This window comes from Streptomyces sp. WZ-12 (assembly GCF_028898845.1).
In the GTDB taxonomy this organism is placed as follows: domain Bacteria; phylum Actinomycetota; class Actinomycetes; order Streptomycetales; family Streptomycetaceae; genus Streptomyces.
Genome location: NZ_CP118574.1, coordinates 6,319,614 through 6,335,551, shown reverse-complemented (window position 1 = coordinate 6,335,551; position 15,938 = coordinate 6,319,614). Strand labels below are relative to the sequence as shown.

Sequence of the window (15,938 nt, the reverse complement as noted above, 5' to 3'; positions counted from 1 at the left end):
GGTTGAACGTCACCTCGGCAACATGCCATGCGCGGACAACAGCACCATCTAGGCCCGCCGCAAGATCACCTGCGGCCGCAAACCCAGGCCACATCGTCCGCAGCTAACCCGGTGGCCCATATGTCTGCTGCATCCTTGAATAGGGGTATCTCAGGCTTCGACCCAATAGCTGGCGAGGTGCAATTTTAAGCCAGTTCCCGCAAGTGAGTAGAGAGCGGCGCGGGATGGCGGCGAGAATCCGTTTGAATGACCTGGCCGCCTCGGCATCCTGGGAGTACCGTGACGGATTTTTCCGCCTTGTCTGCTGTGATCGGCGCCGGACTGACCCCCACTATGACGTTCCTCTATCAGCGTCTCGAACGGCTTTTGGATCGCGGCGCTGCCTCGGAGCCCGATCCGGAGATTCCTGCCGAACTGACCGGCACCCTCACCCTCCCGCTACAGGTCGATGTCGGCCAGCTCGCCGCACGTCGGCAGGAGTTGGAACAGCTGCGCAGCGAGTTGAGCGTGTACCACCGGGGGAGCGCGCGCATCGACCTGACTGATGCTCCGCTACTGCAAGCGTTGGGACGGCTTCGCGGCAATTTGGAGGAAATCTACGGCCAGCGCCTGACTTTCGTTGGCGAAGAACGTCAGGAATCGGGGCCCTTCGTGCGCCAGCACACCGACCGCGTCGCGGGCCAGCAGACCGGAATGCACGCCGATGAGATCACTGGAGAAGCCAGTGTGATTCAGGAAATCGGCACCGTGGAACAGGGCGGCGTCAACATCGGCATGCGCGCGCGCCGAATCGGCGGCCCACGGCCGTCATAAACGCCCCGTACGTCGGAATGTCAGTGCCCGTCAGCCGTCTGCGAGATGTAGGAATGACCACCGAGAGCGACACCGCAACCCCGCCTCAGCCTGACACGCCGCCGAGCCCTTCCGCTCCGCCCAACGCCCGGGAAGACTTGAGCGACACTCCATCTTCTGGCTTCGAAGGCCCTTCTCCGGCGAGCACTCCAAGGCCCTCCGCAGGGGGCGGGCAGCCTTCGGCGGACGACTCCGAGCCGCCGACGTCTACTCAGGGTGCCCCCTCTCCCGACGGCCAGGCGGCTCCCGAAGGTCCGCGCGAGCCGTCGAGGGCTGAGCGGGAGGAGGAAATTCCGGACGCGGAGGGTGGCTCGGCTGCCGACTACGACCCTCATGTTTCGGTGGAGCAGCGATTCGGACGTAACTACGGCGTTGCTATCGGCGTCCAGATCGCTCAGGAGATCCACCGGTTGCGTGGTGACCTGCTGAACCCGGACTGGATCGCCCAGCGTCTGGCAACCTACGAACGGCCCCCTGAGGAGCGGGCTGCGCTGACCGGCATTCTCTCTCGGGGGAATGTGCTCGTGCTGCACGGCCCGGAGGGTGCTGGCCGCTACACCGCTGCCCTGGACGCCCTTCACCAGAAGGTGGGCACATGTATTCGACAGGTGCGGCGCGAACCTGGGGAGCCCTTCAACGGCGCCGAGGGGCTGCAGGGTAAGAACACCGGCTGGATCCTGGACCTGCGTGACGAGGGGGATAAACGCCACTCGGGGATCGGCCCCGCCCTGGCTGAGGACGCCCCACATCTTCAGGACTCCGACTCCTACCTGGCCGTCCTCATCAGCACCGAAGCCTGGGAACGAGCCGCCAAGGGAACCACCGACCTCGACCATGAACTCGCGTATCCCGACTCTGAGCAGGTCCTGCGAGCCCACCTGGAGAGGGTCGCGCCGCCGGTGGAAGCGGATCGTTGGCTCAACGCCGAAAAGATCACCGAGGGCATCAAGGACCTAGTACCGGCTGGAGTGGTCGAGTGGGCCCACATCATCCGGGAGGCCGAACGCCTTGAAGAGGAGACGGAACAGTCCTTCGAGGAGTTGGTCGACCATGTCGTCGCGGCAGCGGAAGACTGGCGCACCCGGCTGTTGGAGTGGCACAACGAACACGGCGATAGCGCCCACCGCAACTACCTCCTCGCTGCATCTGTCTTGGAGGGTGCCCCGACGGAGATGGTGTACGAAGCTGCCGATGCCCTCGCCCGCGCTCTGGGCGAGACTCCTGCACCTCACACCGGCCAGCAGGGCCTAGGCGTCATCGCCCTGACCGATGCCATCGAAGCCGACCTGACGGAAGAGGACACCATCGCCTTCCGCCGGCCTCGCTTCGCCGAGGCCATCGTCGACTACTTCTGGGCTGACCGTCCCCATCTCATCAAGAACTTCACTCGCTGGACCGCGGCGCAGACCAACGACAAGGATCTGCCAAATAAGATCACTGACCAGCTAGCTGACCGGGTGATTGGCTGGGCGCTGGACTACATGCACCGCAAGCGCACCACAAAGCTACTGCGTGAGATCGCCGAGCAGTGGGCTGAGTCCCTTCCCGAGCAGGCTTGTGACCTCCTCACCGCAGCAGCTCTTGACCCCGAGACCAGTCGCCGCGCCTGCACGGTCTACCTAACCTGGGCCCGCCGCGGCGACGAGGAAGTTCCGCCTCGCCTCAAGGTGGCGCTGGCCAAGGCGTGCGAACGTCTCGCCGCTGCCTACCCGACCATGATGCTTTTGAGGTTGACCGAACTGGCAGCCCACACCGAAAAGGAGGAGGTTCTCGGCACGGTCGGACAAGCGCTGACTGTGCTGTGGGACCAGCCCAAACAGCGGCAGGCCATCCAGGAAAGGCTCAAGGAGTGGGCTGCCAGTACACAGGAAGGTCGCCGTACCGCCGCCCACCACGCGTTCGTTCACCTAGCCGCACGCACCACTGAAGATGGCCGCCCCGTCCTGCTGACCGCAGCACGCGAGGACGCCCACGGGGGCTGGCATGCTGCCCGCTGGCGAGGCTTGCTGGACAACAGCGTGACTCTCCAAAAGCCCCTTGGGAAGGCACTCAACGTTTGGATGGACGCGGCAGTCGCGCACTCTGATTTGCGTGAGCCGATCCTGGCCATCCTCCAGTACGCCGTCTATCAACCGCAGACCGATCCCGTCTATGTGGCCGACCGCTTTCTCTCTCTCCACCGCCTGCTCTACGCCTGGGCGCCCGTACAGTCTTCGCATTCGTCTACCGTGCAGGAGCGCCTGCGGGACCAGTTGGTCGTTGTCCTGAACCGCGCTGACCCAGCTGCCCCCATCTCTGAGCCGCATGCCCCAGTGGCCTAGCAAGTCGTGGCGTCGGCGGCGTCACGGCAGACTGGTTTTGAGCTGCACCCTGCCCAGCCGAACCCCCGGATATCACTTCGAGGCGCACTTCACCGGTGCCTGGCAGGACCTGCCTGGACGTCATCGGCACCAGAATCCGCATGACGCGGCCGCCACCCATGTGCTGAACGTGGCCCAGGGAATCGCTGGAAAACGGCAGCTCAGCCAGGAGGCGGCTGCCCAAGCAGCCATCAATAGCCGCCTGGGCCAGGCTGCCGACATGCCGGGCGCCCCCGTCCGACTGCTATGGGCGCGCGTCCAGCTGACTGCCGACCCTCACCAAGCCGCCGACATCAACCGTCTCCTACGCGACCAGCACCAGGCTGAACGACGTGCCCGCGACGACCAACATCGCCTCCAACGAGCTCAAGATCTGCGTGATGCCCTACTCAGCGACCCATCTCTGGCTTTCGCCTACTGGTTCCTCGACCACCCTGAGGCCATCGACACGGAAACTGTGACACGGGTTGAAAGGCTTGTTGCCTCTGCGGCTTCTTATGCTCCACACAACGCATGGGTACAAGTGGCTGTGCTGCTACAGGACTTCGTGCGGGACCTGCCCGGAGACGCTCAACAGCACCTGGTCACCAGCCTGGCTCATATATTTGACCGCTACGGTCAGCCGGAACGTGCTCAGAGCCTGCGAGCCCTGAGAGATGAGATTGTGACGCCACAGCACCTTTCATCGGACCCGCTATCGGCGGATTCGCGCGAAGGGGGGACGCCTGGCGCGGCGCTGAATTAGGGGCAGGGGAGAACTGACTGGTCTGAGTTCTAGTTGATCCGTGGCTCATTCGTTCCGCGCCCGGAACCGCGCTCCCGGCGGTACCGAGCGCGCAGGGCGGGCGTGGTCGTGAACCATGTGGATTGTCGTGGGCCGCTGTCGACGTCTCCGGGGCAGCGGGCTCTATCGCCAGCCGTCAAGGGAGACCTCCGGGCCTCCCGCGAGATGCCGCTGTAGAGCGCTTGAGGTGGTTTCGACAAAGTTCTCGGGGATGGCGTCGACGTCGACCCAGCGGACCTGTGCGTGCTTGCGCGGTTCGCGGTTTTCGGGTTCGCCGGTCCAATCGTGGGCGGCGAAGACGACGGTGAGGAAGCCGTTGGGGGCTTCGACGCCCCAGGCGCCGTGGATGATGTGGGCGACCTTCAGGGACTCTGGCTTAACCGTTAGCCCCGTCTCCTCGTAGAGCTCGCGGACGGCGGTCTCGGTAATCGGTTCTCCGGGTTCGCTTTTGCCGACGGGGAGGTCCCACATGCCCTGGGCGAACTTGGCGTTCTGGCTGCGCTGGAGGAGGACGACGCGGTTGGTGGCCTTGTCGTGGACGATGACGGCGGCGACCAGCAGGGTCATGGAGTCGAGGGCGGGCTTGAGCGCTTTGGGCTGATCGTCGGTTGTCGGCTGAGCCACGGTGGTCCCTTCGTCGGCCGGGTCGATGGGCATGTTAGGCGAGTGCTTCTCGTGCGCGGCGGGCGAGTTCGGCTGCGCCCGGCACTTTGCGCCGCTGGTAGACGGCGAGAGTGGATCTGAGCGATGTGATCGCCTTGCGCGTCCGGTCGGACGTCATGCCTTCCATGAGGGTCAGGGCTTGCGACCAAGCGGCGACGGCCTCGTCGGCGCGGGCCTGGGCGGCGAGGCTGTCGCCGAGGTCGGCGTAGGTGAGGGCATGGACGCGCTTGTACTTCTGAGGGTCCCAGCGGATGAGGGCGTCGCGGTGCTGTTGTTCGGTGCCGATGTGGTCGGCGAGGTCGGTCAGGGTACGTGCGGTGTGGCTGGCGACGGTGCCGGCGGCTGGGCCGCTGACGCGGGAGTAGCTGGGCTGCGGCCCGTCGTCGCGGAGGAGGGCGTCTTCGGCTGCGAGGAGGGCGCGGGCTGCGGCAGGTTTCTCGCCAATGGCGGCGTAGGCGCGGGCGTGGGTGATGTGGAGGAGGGCTTCGGTCTGGCCGTCGACATGGCCGAGACCGCGGGCGAGAGCGCCTTCGACGAGGTCGACGCAGTGGTGGGACTGTTTGAGGCTGAGGGCCTGGTGGGCGAGGGCGCGCATCATCCAGGCGGCGTGGCCGTGGGGGTCGGCTTCGTAGGCGAGTTGGTAGCCAACCTGGTAGTAGCGCTGGGCGGCGCCTTCCTGGCCGAGGTCGTGGTGCTTCCAGCCGGCCAGGTAGGCGAGTTCGGCGACGGCGCTGAAGGCGGCTTGGCGTAAGGCTTCGTTGGGGAAGCGTCCGTGGAGCATGGGGGCTGCGGTGTCGGCGAGGTAGGCGGTGACGGTGGTCAGGCCGTGGCCGCCACCGAGGCGTTCGTCGGCCGCGCTGAAGGCGGTGGTGATCTGGCGTACGACGTCCACGTCCTCTACTCCGACCAGGGCCGTGCCGGTGCGTGCGCGGAGCATGCGAGCGGTGACCTCATGGTCGTAGGCGAGTGGCATGGCGACGCCGGCAGTGGTGAACGCGGCTACCGCGAGGAAGCGGCGACGTTCGACGTCGGCGCGGCCGAGGTCGGTGGCGGCGAGGACCGGATCCGATTCCGTTGGCGCTTCGGCGTCGGCTGGGCGCAGGCCGATCTCGGTTTGGGTGATGGTGCGGCCTGCTCGGCGGGACAGGGCTTCGGCGAGGTACTGGCCGGTGTGGCCGGTGGGCTGGCGGATGCCGTTTACCCAGTGGGAGATGGCCGACTTGTTGGTCTGGACGATCTCGCCGTTTTCCGCGGCGACGCGTCGCACGTCCTTGGCCAGGGTCTCGTAGGTGCAGCCGATCGCATTGATCGCCTCGCGCAGGCGGGAGTTGGGTGCTCTCTGCGCTGCCACGATCGCCTCCGATCCGGAGCTGTAAACCGCGTATACCGCTTCAACTCCCGCTAACCGTACCCACTGTGCGTGAGGGAGGGTTCACTAATCACCAGCCGCCCGGAACGGCGCGACCGTGATCCAGGCTCCCCCTTGGGCCGGGCGGCTTCCCGAAGTTCCGTACGCCTACACCGGCTTCGGGCCGCCCTGTGCCTGAAACCGGCCGAACAGAGACGGAGACACGGTGACCACCATCGAGACGATCGACACGACGGCCATCACGGTCGAGTTGCCCGAGGCGTTCGACGAGCGCTGGAGCCGCCTGCCCGGCATCCAGGTCGAGGACCGGCGCATCACCATCGACCCGGCCGAGTACTTCTTCCGCTTCGAGTCCCACTCCTGGCTCGTCGCCGACTGGGAGCTGGTCAAGTCCCAGCTCCTGGAGGTGGATGAGACGGCCGAGAGTGCGGTCGAGCAGCTTGCCCTCGACTTCATCAAGGCCCATGGACGTTCCACGGCGGATGCGGGCCTGGTCCTCCATACCGCGTACGAGGTGTACGCGTACCTGTTCCGTGACGAGCACCTGGCCGGCCTCGGCCTGCCGCAGATCACGGCGGAGCACCTGCGGATGCTGCGCGAGGCCGCCACGCTGATGACGCTGAACAAGGTGGAGCTGGACGGGCGCATCTCCAACGTCGGCCCGTGCTGGTTCTTCCCCGCCGCCACCTCCGTCGTCTTCGACCTGGACGAGGAGATGGGCGGGCTGCTCGACGAGGTTTACCACGGTGGCTGGTTCAACGAGCACCGCCGCATCGAGTCCATCAAGGCCCACGCCGCCCTCGGCGGCCGGCTGGTGCACGGTTGCCAGTCCGTGCCGGACCAGTCCGGCGGTGTCGTGGCGCCCTACGGTGCGTCGATGGCCGTTTTCCGAGACGACCTCGCTGCCTTCAAGGCCGGCTGGATCGAGCAGGTCTACGCCCACCGCGTGAGCCCTGCCGCGTAGTCCCCTTCGACCAGGCTCCGGGGCGGGCCGTCACCACTCGCCCGCCCCGGACGCCTCCAACCCCATACCGGAGCCCCCGCATGGACGCGAACCTCAACGCCGATCTCCTGGACAACCTGCTCACCATCGCCGGACGATCCGCCCCAACGCGCGAGAAGGTGCGCGTGTGGTCCATGTCGGGCATCGAGCGTCTGACCTTCCCGGACGGCACCACCACCATCTTCAAGTACGCCAAGAAGCCGTTCGACAACGAGGACCGGGCCCTCCGCCTGGCCCACTCCCACGGCGTCCCGGTCCCGCAGGTCCACGCCTCCGCCGTCGTGGGCGGCTGGCTCGGCATGCTGTTGGAAGACCTCGGTCCCGCCGTCCGAGAGGCCGACGACCTCGACGGTGCCGCAGCGGCCGTGGTCCTCCACCGCACCCCTACGGCTGCCGCACTGCCGGTCCTCGATCAGGAACGGCTGCGCACACTGCCAAGCCGAGCCCTGGATCACCTCGATCAACTCCGCAAGGAGGAACGGTGGCAGGATGCCGATGACGTCGAGGACGCCCTTGACCGGATCGCCCGCGCCGCCGAGGCCCGCTCGGCCGGGGCGACGGTGGCACCGTTCGGTTGGGTCCACTCGGAGTTCCACCCCACCAGCCTCCACATCGGCCAACGCGGCTGGAAGCTGCTCGACTTCGCCCGCGCCTTCACCGGCCCCGGGCTGCTCGACCTCGCCAGCTGGCACGGCACCCTCGACGCCCCCGACCCCGTACGCCTGCGCGTCTTTCTGGAGGTGTACGTCACCGAAGGCGGCACTCCCGATGCCCTCTCTGAGCGTGGTGGGCTCTCCGCCGAGAAGTGGGCGCTGGGCTGGCACCGCATGTGGGCCGTCGAGTGGTTCATGGAGCAGGCCATCCGCTGGATCAACGACCCGTCCACCGACCCCGCGTACATCAAGACCGTCCGTCGCCACATGACCGACGTCCTCCAGCTCTTGGAGGTCTAGATGCTCGCCCAGGCTTCCCCGTGGTACGTCCACGCTCTCCAGCGCACCGAGGCCGGCCCCGCCGAACCGCTGTCCGTGCCGGCCCGGATGGAGTGGACCACGCGGCCCGGCCGAGGCCCTGGCGCCGAGATATTCGGCATGGACCTGCGCGGCAAGCGGGCGCTGGAACTCGGCTGCGGCCCCGGCCACAACGCCGCTTACCTCGCCACCCGCCACGGAGCCCGAGTCACCGGCGTCGACCTGATCGGGCTGCAGGTCCGTCGAGCCCGCTCGCACTACGGACGGTTGGGCAACCTGACCTTCGTCGCCGGCCATGCCCTGCACTACCTGCAGGCATCCGACGAGCGGTTCGACGCGATCTACTCCGTCTTCGGCGCGGTTGGCCTTGTCACCCCCGAACTCCTGCTGCCTGCCATCGCCCAACACCTCCAGCCAGGCTGCACGTTGGCCTTCTCCACTCCTCATCCCCAGCGCGGTGGCAGACGCTCCGTCGCCGAGGATCGGCCCTGTCGTGACTACGTCACCTTGCCCGACCGCAGTCGGATCCCGATCGCCCGCTGGGACTTCGATGCCGGCCGCTGGGAGAAGCACCTCGACCGAGCCGGTCTCTGGCTCACCTCGGCCCGGGAGTTCCACGACGCCCGCGCGGGCGGCTGGCCCGCCACCTTGCTGATCACCGCACGCAAGCTCTGACCCCGCCCCGGCTTCCTACCGGAGGAACCGATGCGCCTGCCCTACCTGCTTCTCGACATCGACGGCGTCCTCATACCGTTTCCCGACGACCACGGGAACACCCCGGCCACCCACGCCCGGCATGAGGTCGTCCCCACCGGCCGCAGCGCCGACGCCCCAGTCACGGTCTGGCTCAACTCTGCCGACGGCCCCATGCTCATGGACGTGATCCGCACCGGGCTGGTCACGCCCGTCTGGTGCACCAGTTGGCGCCAGGACGCCACCACACTGATCGGGCCGCTCCTCGGCCTCCTACCCCTGCCGTACGTCGACCTTCCTCGTCCGCAGATCACCACCAGCCACCCCAACGGCTACCTCTGGAAACGCGACCACGTCGATGCCTGGCTCGGCGACGCACCCGCCATCTGGATCGACGACGACTTCACCAACCTCGACCACGCCTGGGCTACGGAACGCACCGTCCGTGGTGCGGCAACTCTTCTTCTCCAGCCCGATCCCTACGTCGGGCTGCGGGCCGAGCACTTGATGGAAGCTCTGGAATGGGCCGGACAGCTGCCCGCCGCGCCGACTTGTGAGTCTGGTGATTCGCGCGGAAGCGAAGCAGCCTGACATCACATCACATCACGGCACGGAGGACTGGTGCCCTCGCCGCAGGGAGCGGTGAGGGCACCAGGCTGGGTCGGTGGCGCCAACGACACCAGGGGCTATCGGCGTCGGCCTCGTTCCTCGGGCCTGCTGTTCACCGTTGTGGTCGTGGAATGGAACGCTGGGGACGCGGCGGGCGTGCCAACGGTACTGCTTCGCTGGCGTGCTGCTTGTGCGCGCCTGTTCGGCTGGGCGGTGATGCGCCAGTTGAGGACTTCGGCGGGGCGTTCGGCGGTGTCGAGTTCTCGGTGGGCGGCCACTTCGGCCAGGAGGTGGCGGGGTTTGTGGCCAGCTGTCTCGGCGCGGGCGAGGGTGGTGGTCAGGGCGGGCCAGGCGGGGTCGGTGAGGATGCGGTCGGCGTGGTCGGGGATGGCTGCCTGCACGTCGGCCTCGAATCGCCGGGCTGTGGCAGGGCGGGGCGCACGGCGGGTGAGGTCCACCAGGACCGGCTCGGCCGCTTGGCGATAGCTGCCTTGTAGATGGCGGGCGGCTTGTTCGGCTGCGGCGGCCTGCTGTTCGTGGCCGCGCTGCGCGTGCCACTTGGCGGCGGCGCGGGCCACGTGCAGGGCCGCGAAGACGACGGCGATGGCCAGGCCGCCGGGAATGTTGGGGGCGTAGGCGAGTTCCTTGGCGGCTTGGCGTAGTTCGGTGGCGGCCTGGTGGTCGGCCCGGATCGCCGAGCGACGGGCGCGGTTGAACGTCCTTGCTGCCGCTTGCAGTTCGGCCTGACGCGGGCCGGGTGTGGTACGGGCCAGGTTGTGGAGGGTGTCGCCGAAGGCTTCCAGGTGCCCCTGGGCGATGGCGTCGTCGCCCGCGTCGAGAGCCGAACGGGCAGAGCGTATGGCGGATTCGGTACGGCACCACGAGTGGGCCGGGTCCGCCACCTGCTGGGGACGGTCGGCCACCTTCTGGGTGGGGAGGCGTTCGGTCAGGCGGTTGTAGGACAGGTCGGGGGCGAGCTTGGAGCCACCGAAGAAGATGGTGTCGCCGGGTGCGGCCAGGCTGTAGCCGTCCACTTCGCCGGTCTTGGTGCTGATGCGCGGCTTGACCTGGATGCCAAGCGAGCCCAGCACGGTGAAGTACTCGTCGATGCTGTGGACGGAGGCGGCGACCGCGTACGCCTGCTCGCGCAGCCACTCCCGCGTGGTCACGTTCTGCCCCTGGCGCTCGGCCTTGGCCCGCTCTGCTCCGGTCGGCGTGCGGGACGCGGTGAGGTCGCCGGACTTCAGGCGGCGCAGCCCGAACTCGGCCTCGATCTTGCGGCATTCCTTCTGGGCCCGCCAGCCGTCCCGGTTCGTCCGGGGCCGGCGGCCGTCGGCGCGGACGGTGGTGGCCAGGATGTGGATGTGGTCGTCCGCGTGCCGCACGGCGATCCATCGGCAGGCTTTCTCGTCGCCTTCGGGTGCGATGCCGGTGGCGTCGACGACGCGGCGGGCGACCTCGGCCCACTCGGCGTCGGTCAGGTAGCGGTCACCAGGCGCGGTGCGTACCGGGCAGTGCCACACGTGCTGCGGTGGCCTCTTGCCGAGTTCGCGGGTGCGTAGGTCGACGTGGTGGTCGAGGCGCTTGGCGAGTTGGGTGTAGGTGACGGTGGGGTCACGGCCGGGGTCGGGGGCGCCGGCCATGTCCCAGGCGGCCACGACGTGCGGGTCGGTGTGCTCGTCCCGCCGACCCGGCCCGAAGAGGTAGTTGATCAGGCCGCGGGTGTCGGAGCCGGTGGAGACGTCAGGCACCATGAGCGGCGCCTTCCGCCAGGAGCTGGTCCATCAGCCGGTAACTGGCCTCGGCGGCCTGCTCGATGTGGTCGAGTACGGCTTCGGTGCGCTCGGGTATCGCGCCGGAGTGGATGGCCATGGTGATCTGGTTGAGGTTGGTGCCAATCCGGTTCAGCGCCTTGGTGTGTACCTCGACGGCCTCCACCAGCGGCCGGACGGGGTCGTCCTCTGGGCTGCCGACCATGTTCGCCTCACCGCACGCGACCGCGAGGGCGGCGTCGCCGACGAAACCGGCGAACGTCTGGCCACGCAGCTTGGCTTCGTCATCGATGGTCTGTACGGCGGTCGCGGTGAAGCGGATGTTCTTGACCTGGTCGCGCTTCTCGGTGGTGCGCTTGCGGTTCATCCGCGCGGGCAGCACCGGGGCGTCGGGCTCACGCCACGAGGGCTTCTCAGCGAGCGGTCGTACATCGGCGGGCACTTCGGTGTGCGGGGCGGCGGGGTGCTCGGCGCTGTCGGCGCGGGGCGTGGCGTTGGGCTCGGCCTTCCCCTCCCCCGGCTCGGGTGCCCGCTGGCGCCCGGCCCCCTCTTCCTCCGCCACCCCTGGGGCGGGGGCAAGCGCGGACGAAGCCTCGTTAGAGGCTCGTTCGCTCCAGCTTGCTGCTGTTCGTCGACCCAGGCCGAACCATCCCCTGCGGCAGCGAACGGGGTAGCGGTCGCCGGTGTCAGTCTCACGCATGGTGGTGCTCCAGTGGTGTGTGGGCGGGACTTCGTCACGTCCGTCGCATCCGTTGCAGGGCTGGTCAGAGCAGGTACGGACGCGGCTGCTGGTACGGAGAAGCCCGTCCCGATGAGGACGTCCGTCCCCGCGCTGACCTGCGCGGGGACGGACGCGACGGATTGCTACGGACCCAGGGAAGGCGGGTTAACGGGCGCGCTTAGGGCCAGTAGTGCCGCCGGGCGGACCGATGGGCAGCGACCCCGTCGGCGCGGCGGACGGCAGCCTGTGGGCCAGGCGCGCGGGCGCGGCCCCCTGTCCCGGGCCAGATGCCGTCTCACTGAGGTCAGGGCAGTGCCGGGCCCAGGCGTCCAGGAACCGATTGCGCATGTACGCCTTGGCCTGCCTGCCCTTGTCGAAGCGGTAGTTGGCCGGGCGGATGTCGAAGTCCCGCAGCAGGATGCTCAGGTGGTAGGCGTTCAGGCCCTTGGTGCCGTACTCCGCCCACGGGGCCTCGGCGTCCTGGATCAAGGCGGCGACCAGATCCTGGCTGGACAGCGCCTCGGGGTTGTTCTCCCGCTCGAAGATGCGGTGGATGTCGCGCAGCAGCCGCGTCTTCAGGCTGGTCTGCTCGTCCTGGACCGCCTCGTGCCGGGTCATGGCCAGGCAGGCGGCGCGAGCGCTGGTGGGCCAGTGGCCGCCGGCCAGGTCGGCGATGATGACCAGCGGCTCCCAGGTGTCCGCCGCCCGGTCCTCCACCGGCATCTTGGGCACCATGCGGGCAGCCGTGCTCCGCAACGGGACCAGCCAAGCAGCCAACTGGTCACGCAGCGCGTTGAGTTCGGGCACCGCGTACCGCGACCGGAACGGAGCGACCTTCTCACCGGGCTTGCGTTACTGCATCCGCAGCACGACCGCCCGGTCCGTGATCGTGTCCGGAAGGTCACCGATTCCCGCGATCGCGGCCATCGCGAAGGTCGGGAACGGGGTGGGCTTGTGCTCGGGTCCGGAGATGCGCCAGGCGGGCCGGTTGCGCTGATGGCCCGCGTTCAGCAGACCGCGCAGGATCTCACTGTCGCCACTCGCCTTGGGGCCGAAGATGGTGTCCGCCTCGTCCACCAGCAGGGTGGGCGGGATCTTGCCGATGACGCGGAAGATGACCGCCGGGGAAGTGTTCACCGTCATCATCGGCTTGTGGACGGTCTCGTGGAGCACGTCCAGGACACGGGACTTGCCGCAGCCCTTCGTCGGACTCATCACCGCCAGGCGAGGTGCGTGCTGCAACGCGGTCTGGATGTGCGTCGCCGCCACCCACAGCGTGACCGCGGTCAACGCCTCCTGGCTGGGCAGCACCACGTACTTGCCGATCGCCGCCCGCAACTCATCCAGCAGCGCGGCACCGTCACCGGCCGCCTCGACGCCGGCGCCTTCGTGGTCCCCGATGCCCGATCCCTCATCGGGGACCGGGGCATTGTGCTGCACGGCCTCCGCCAGGGGACCGTCGGTCCCCAGCGACTGCCGGGGATCAGAATCACGGTCCCCGTTGCGGTCCCCTGGTGCAATGCCCGCAGCTTGGGGACCGGTCCCCGTTTTCGCGCCGCTGGCCTGCACGTTTCCGCTGGGCGTGGATATCGGGACCGCGGCTTTCGGGGACCGCTTGTCCGCCTGGTCCGCGCGGCGATAGGGGATGCCCTGACCGGGGATCGCGGCCGTAGGCCAGATCGTGGGGGATGTGTTCGTGGTGGTGGGGGACGTAGAGTCCTCCATAGACGTTCCTCTCTGGCAAGGGGCAGGACGGGCTAGGTCCCGCCCCTTGCAGGCTCGTTCGTTCAGGGATGAGTGCTGTGCAGGGGAATCTCCGGCCCTCGGCGTTGGCGCGCCGAGGGCCGCACTGCTCCGGCGCCGGCTATGCCGTGAGGTCGTACGCGGACTGGGCAGTAAGCCACGCATCCACCTCCGCCCAGCGGTAGCGAAGGTGTCGGCCGACCTTGAGGGCGTTCGGGCCGATCCGGCGGTGCCGCCACTGGTAGAGAGTCTTCACCGGCACACCGAGGTAGGCGGCGACGTCCTCCGGCGTGGCCAGCGGCGCACGATCCTCCGTGCCGGAGGGCGCTGCGAGGCGTGGGGTTTTGGGCATGGGGCTCCTTCGCGGGGATTCGGGGATTCGGGGATGGACAAGATAGCCACAGGTTTCCTGCCGCATCCAGCAGCATTTTGCGGACACTCCGGCGGCCACACCAAACGGCGCCTCGCCGAGTGGACTAAAACCGTAGACCCTAATTCGCTGTTGATCTTCATCAGCGAAAAGCCCCGCGCCACATCTGTCCGTTTCTTGCCGGAAAATCCCAGCGGTGCCGACCGGATCGCTGGCCGCGAACGCCGAGGCCAGCGGGGCTGCGAAGGGGGTGCTGTTGCCTAGTGCCGCAGCGGCGGCGCGGACCGTAGCACAGAATTCCGGCCTCACCGAATCGGACGTCACGGTCGACAATTCCCCGCGCCTACGAGTACTGGAGAGTTTTAGAACTAACTCTTGCCACGACCCGGCAATTCGAGTTACAGCTGTCCGTCATGGCAACACGACCCGTAGAAACAGGCCCCGCCGGAATCCAGGCTGCCCGCAATATCGAGCACCTGCGCCTGGCCCGCGCCCACTCCCAGCAGCAGCTCGCCGAGCGCTGCACCGCCCTCGGACGACCGCTCACCAACACCGCCGTCAGCCGCACCGAACGCGCCCGCCGCCGCTGCGACGTCGACGACCTCGTCGTCATCGCCACCGCCCTCCGCGTTGCTCCTGCCTCCCTGCTCCCGGTCTCCCTGGCGGCGCCACGTGGCTGAGCCGTACGACCGCTGGCACAAGAAGCGGCCGCAGGCCGACGAGGAGAAGTGCACGGCCCACAACAAGGTCCCCTCTCGCGAACACGGTCGCGGCAAGAGGTGGTTGGCCCGGTGGCGCGACCCCGACGGCGAGCAGCAGAGCGAGAGCTTCGACCGGTACGAGGACGCCCGGCAACATCTCACCAAGATGCAGGGCAGCGTCGACGACGGCACGTATGTCGACCCCAGGAAGGGCGAGGCCCAGCTCAAGGCAGTGGCCGAGCGGTGGTTGGAGAACCAGACGTTCGACAATCCTCGGACCCACGCACAGTACGAGTCCCGCGTCCGCAACCACATCATCGGGCCGCTGGGCTCACTCAAACTGCGCCAGATCAAGTCGTCCACCGTGCAGACCTGGATCAAGCGCCGGCTGCAGGTGCTGGACGAGACGACCGTCGGGCTGATCTTCACGCACCTGTCGTCGATACTGGCCATGGCCGTGGACGACGACCTGATCGCCAAGAACCCTTGTGAGACAGGCTCGGTGAAGCGCGTCAAGCCGAGGCGCTCGAAGAAGGCGGCGAAGGACGTGCCGCTGTCCTGGGAACAGACGGACGCCGTGCGCGAGCACCTACCCGACCGCTACCAGGCCACCGTCGACTGCGGCCGAGGACTCGGCATGCGACAGGGCGAGATCTTCGGGTTCAGCCCCGAGGACGTCAACTGGCTGCAGAAGGACAAGGTCGTTCACATACGCCGCCAGATCACCCACGACCGCGGCACGCTCGTCTTCGCCCCTCCGAAGGGTGGCACCGATGATGACCCCAAGGACCGCTTCGTGCCGGTCGGCGACGAGTTGGCCGTGCGGCTCGCCGAGCACATGCGCAAGCACCCGCCGGTCGAGGTCACCCTGCCGTGGATGACCAAGGACGGTGAACCGGTCACCGTGCGCCTGGTGTTCACCACGCGGGAGCGCAAACCGCTGAACAAGAACTACTTCAACTACCTCTGGAAGGAGGCTCTGGAGGCGATCGGGGCGATAAATGCCCTCAACGACAAGCCCGTTGGCAAGGGGCGCAAGTGGGAAGAGTGCCGGGACAAGATGATGCACGCTCTGCGGCACCTCTTCGCTTCCGAGGCTATCAACGAAGGTGTCGACGTCTACACCCTCGCCGATCTCCTCGGCCACGAGGATCCGGCGTTCACGCTGCGGCGGTACGTCCACCGCGTGACGGGCGCGGTCGAGAAGGCCCGCAAGGCGATCGGTAAGCGGTACCGGTTCGCGGCTTAACCGAGATGACTCGCCAGATTCCCGAAGTGTGGCCGGCGGACTATGCCTTGACCGGAATAGTTCTGGGATGGCCCACGG

At 67.8% G+C, this 15,938-nt stretch carries 15 protein-coding genes and 1 pseudogene; 10 read left to right on the top strand and 6 right to left on the bottom strand.

The window, feature by feature from the left end; genetic code table 11:
* Positions 1 to 279 precede the first annotated feature (279 nt).
* From PV796_RS27390 to PV796_RS27380, 3 genes are all read left to right on the top strand, one after another.
* The gene (locus PV796_RS27390) at positions 280 to 813 is read left to right on the top strand and encodes a hypothetical protein (RefSeq protein WP_274916056.1); all 534 of its coding nucleotides are present in this window, start codon (positions 280 to 282) and stop codon (positions 811 to 813) included.
* A 380-nt stretch (positions 814 to 1,193) separates the two neighbouring features.
* Positions 1,194 to 3,173 (top strand): hypothetical protein, encoded by a 1,980-nt coding sequence (locus tag PV796_RS27385; protein ID WP_274916055.1) that lies wholly within the window; start codon positions 1,194 to 1,196, stop codon positions 3,171 to 3,173.
* A gap of 37 nt (positions 3,174 to 3,210) precedes the next feature.
* Complete coding sequence (locus PV796_RS27380; RefSeq protein WP_274916054.1) at positions 3,211 to 3,957, top strand: hypothetical protein; 747 nt, start codon at positions 3,211 to 3,213, stop codon at positions 3,955 to 3,957.
* A 162-nt stretch (positions 3,958 to 4,119) separates the two neighbouring features.
* On the opposite strand, the gene PV796_RS27375 is transcribed toward PV796_RS27380, so the two are convergent.
* Positions 4,120 to 4,653 (bottom strand): NUDIX domain-containing protein, encoded by a 534-nt coding sequence (locus PV796_RS27375; RefSeq protein ID WP_274916053.1) that lies wholly within the window; start codon positions 4,651 to 4,653, stop codon positions 4,120 to 4,122.
* 1 nt (position 4,654) lies between these two features.
* Positions 4,655 to 6,010: a tetratricopeptide repeat protein gene (locus PV796_RS27370; RefSeq protein ID WP_274916052.1), complete on the bottom strand. Its 1,356-nt coding sequence runs from the start codon at positions 6,008 to 6,010 to the stop codon at positions 4,655 to 4,657.
* 232 nt (positions 6,011 to 6,242) lie between these two features.
* On the opposite strand from PV796_RS27370, the gene PV796_RS27365 reads away from it, so the two are divergent.
* From PV796_RS27365 to PV796_RS27350, 4 genes are all read left to right on the top strand, one after another.
* Positions 6,243 to 6,992 (top strand): hypothetical protein, encoded by a 750-nt coding sequence (locus tag PV796_RS27365; RefSeq protein ID WP_274919264.1) that lies wholly within the window; start codon positions 6,243 to 6,245, stop codon positions 6,990 to 6,992.
* Positions 6,993 to 7,072: 80 nt separating this feature from the next.
* On the top strand, positions 7,073 to 7,984 hold the full coding sequence (locus tag PV796_RS27360; RefSeq protein WP_274916051.1) for a phosphotransferase family protein: 912 nt from the start codon (positions 7,073 to 7,075) through the stop codon (positions 7,982 to 7,984).
* Positions 7,985 to 8,677 (top strand): class I SAM-dependent methyltransferase, encoded by a 693-nt coding sequence (locus PV796_RS27355; protein ID WP_274916050.1) that lies wholly within the window; start codon positions 7,985 to 7,987, stop codon positions 8,675 to 8,677.
* A gap of 30 nt (positions 8,678 to 8,707) precedes the next feature.
* Positions 8,708 to 9,286 (top strand): hypothetical protein, encoded by a 579-nt coding sequence (locus tag PV796_RS27350; protein WP_274916049.1) that lies wholly within the window; start codon positions 8,708 to 8,710, stop codon positions 9,284 to 9,286.
* Positions 9,287 to 9,381: 95 nt separating this feature from the next.
* Here PV796_RS27350 and PV796_RS27345 read toward each other — a convergent pair whose 3' ends face one another.
* The 4 genes and pseudogenes from PV796_RS27345 to PV796_RS27330 all read right to left on the bottom strand — a co-directional run bounded on the left by PV796_RS27345 (position 9,382) and on the right by PV796_RS27330 (position 13,892).
* Positions 9,382 to 11,058: a relaxase/mobilization nuclease domain-containing protein gene (locus PV796_RS27345; protein ID WP_274916048.1), complete on the bottom strand. Its 1,677-nt coding sequence runs from the start codon at positions 11,056 to 11,058 to the stop codon at positions 9,382 to 9,384.
* The gene (locus PV796_RS27340; RefSeq protein WP_274916047.1) at positions 11,048 to 11,776 is read right to left on the bottom strand and encodes a hypothetical protein; all 729 of its coding nucleotides are present in this window, start codon (positions 11,774 to 11,776) and stop codon (positions 11,048 to 11,050) included. The genes PV796_RS27345 and PV796_RS27340 overlap by 11 nt, the downstream gene beginning before the upstream one ends.
* A 186-nt stretch (positions 11,777 to 11,962) precedes the next feature.
* Positions 11,963 to 13,135: pseudogene (locus tag PV796_RS27335) on the bottom strand (DUF3631 domain-containing protein).
* A 526-nt stretch (positions 13,136 to 13,661) separates the two neighbouring features.
* A complete protein-coding gene (locus PV796_RS27330; RefSeq protein WP_274916046.1) occupies positions 13,662 to 13,892 on the bottom strand; it encodes a helix-turn-helix domain-containing protein in 231 nt (76 codons plus the stop codon).
* A gap of 33 nt (positions 13,893 to 13,925) precedes the next feature.
* On the opposite strand from PV796_RS27330, the gene PV796_RS27325 reads away from it, so the two are divergent.
* The 3 genes from PV796_RS27325 (at position 13,926) to PV796_RS27315 (ending at position 15,860) form a co-directional block, all read left to right on the top strand.
* Positions 13,926 to 14,174, top strand: a complete 249-nt coding sequence (locus PV796_RS27325) for a hypothetical protein (protein ID WP_274916045.1) — start codon at positions 13,926 to 13,928, stop codon at positions 14,172 to 14,174.
* A 149-nt stretch (positions 14,175 to 14,323) separates the two neighbouring features.
* Positions 14,324 to 14,590, top strand: coding sequence for a helix-turn-helix domain-containing protein (locus PV796_RS27320; RefSeq protein WP_274916044.1), 267 nt, complete (start codon positions 14,324 to 14,326; stop codon positions 14,588 to 14,590).
* A complete protein-coding gene (locus PV796_RS27315) occupies positions 14,583 to 15,860 on the top strand; it encodes a tyrosine-type recombinase/integrase (RefSeq protein ID WP_274916043.1) in 1,278 nt (425 codons plus the stop codon). The genes PV796_RS27320 and PV796_RS27315 overlap by 8 nt, the downstream gene beginning before the upstream one ends.
* The last annotated feature ends 78 nt before the right edge of the window (positions 15,861 to 15,938 follow it).